Source organism: Micromonospora sp. NPDC005305 (genome assembly GCF_040607315.1).
Lineage (GTDB): Bacteria > Actinomycetota > Actinomycetes > Mycobacteriales > Micromonosporaceae > Micromonospora.
Genome location: NZ_JBEXGL010000055.1, coordinates 1 through 1441, shown reverse-complemented (window position 1 = coordinate 1441; position 1441 = coordinate 1). Strand labels below are relative to the sequence as shown.

Here is a 1441-nt window from a genome sequence, read left to right as displayed (position 1 = left end):
CTAGTAGTGCTTTGTTAGGTTCGGCGGCGTTTGTTGAGGTGTAGCGGTTTCACGCGTTGGTGGCAGGTGATGCAGGCGCCGGTCCAGGTCGCGAGGAGCCGTTGCAGCTCGCGGATGACCGCGTAGAGGCTCAGGCCGGCGCAGCCGCTTTTGGGTCCAGACGCAGTTCGGTGATGAACAGGTGCGCGGCGGTGACCAGGGTGACATGGCGGTGCCAGCCGATGAAGGAGCGGCCTTCGAAGTGGTCCAAGCCGAGGCCGGTCTTCAGCTCGCGGTAGTCGTGTTCGATCCGCCAGCGGATCTTGCCGTAGCGGACCAAGTCGGCGTGGCTGGTCGCCTCGGGAAGGCTGGACAGCCAGTACTTGACCGGCTCGGCCTCGTTGTCGGGCCACTGGGCGATCAGCCACCGCTCGGGCAGGAGACCGTCGACGTCCCGGGCGACGCGATGCCCAGCCGGACGCACGCGTAGGAAGACGAACTGGGAACTCATCGTGCCTTTCGAGCCTTCCCGCCAGGTGATCGTCTCCGCGATGTCGCGTCCAGCCGCGCGAACGTGTTCGACCAGGCTGACCGCCGTCTTCGGGTAGCGCGGGTCGGTGCGGGTGGGTGGGCGGCCCCGCCCGGACCACACCCTCTCGACTGGCCGCACGTCTGGCTTGTGGGCGAGGGCGTCGCCTTTGACCTGCATGATGTAGCCGACCCCACGCTCGTCCAGGGCACTGCGGAACTGGCTGTTGTCTCCGTAGCCGGCGTCCGCGGCCAGCAGCGGTGGGCGCAAGCCATGCTCGGCCAGCTCGTCGAGCATCTCCACCACCAGCATCCACTTCGGGCGATGACGCTCGTCGGCAGGGATCCCGCACCGGGCCCGACGAGCGGCCACCCCGGACCGGTCAGCCTCGTCAACGGCTTGGTCGTCCCACGACGTCGGGAGAAACAGCCGCCAGTCCAGCGGGCACGACGCGATGTCGGTGACAGCGTGGACGCTCACCCCGATCTGACAGTTCGCGACCTTGCCCAACGTGCCGGAGTACTGCCTGGCCACGCCCGGCGATCCCTTCCCGTCCTTCGGAAAGCCGGTGTCGTCGACCACCCACGCCACCGGCGCGACCACATCAACAGCGCGGCGGGCCAGCCGCATCCGCACCGCCGTGGTGTCCCACGTCGAGGTCGTCACGAACTGCTGCAACCCCTGATGATCCACCCCGAGCCGATCCGCCATCGGCTGCATCGACTTGCGCCGCCCGTCCAGCAGCAGCCCCCGCAGATACGTCTCACCCTTCGCCCGCTGATCCGACCGCACCAGCGGGGTGAACACGTCCACGGCGAACGCCTCAAGCCGTTGCCGCACAACCGAAAGCTCGTCAGGGGTCACCGCAACATCGAACTACCCCGAACCACTCAAACGACTCAACGACACGCCGACCTAACAAAGCACTACTAG

Annotated in this window: 1 protein-coding gene; it reads right to left on the bottom strand. The window is 67.2% G+C overall.

The window, feature by feature from the left end; all coding sequences use genetic code 11:
- Positions 1-130: 130 nt before the first annotated feature.
- Positions 131-1372, bottom strand: coding sequence for an IS701 family transposase (locus tag ABZS80_RS33245; RefSeq protein ID WP_355062170.1), 1242 nt, complete (start codon positions 1370-1372; stop codon positions 131-133).
- Positions 1373-1441 lie beyond the last annotated feature (69 nt).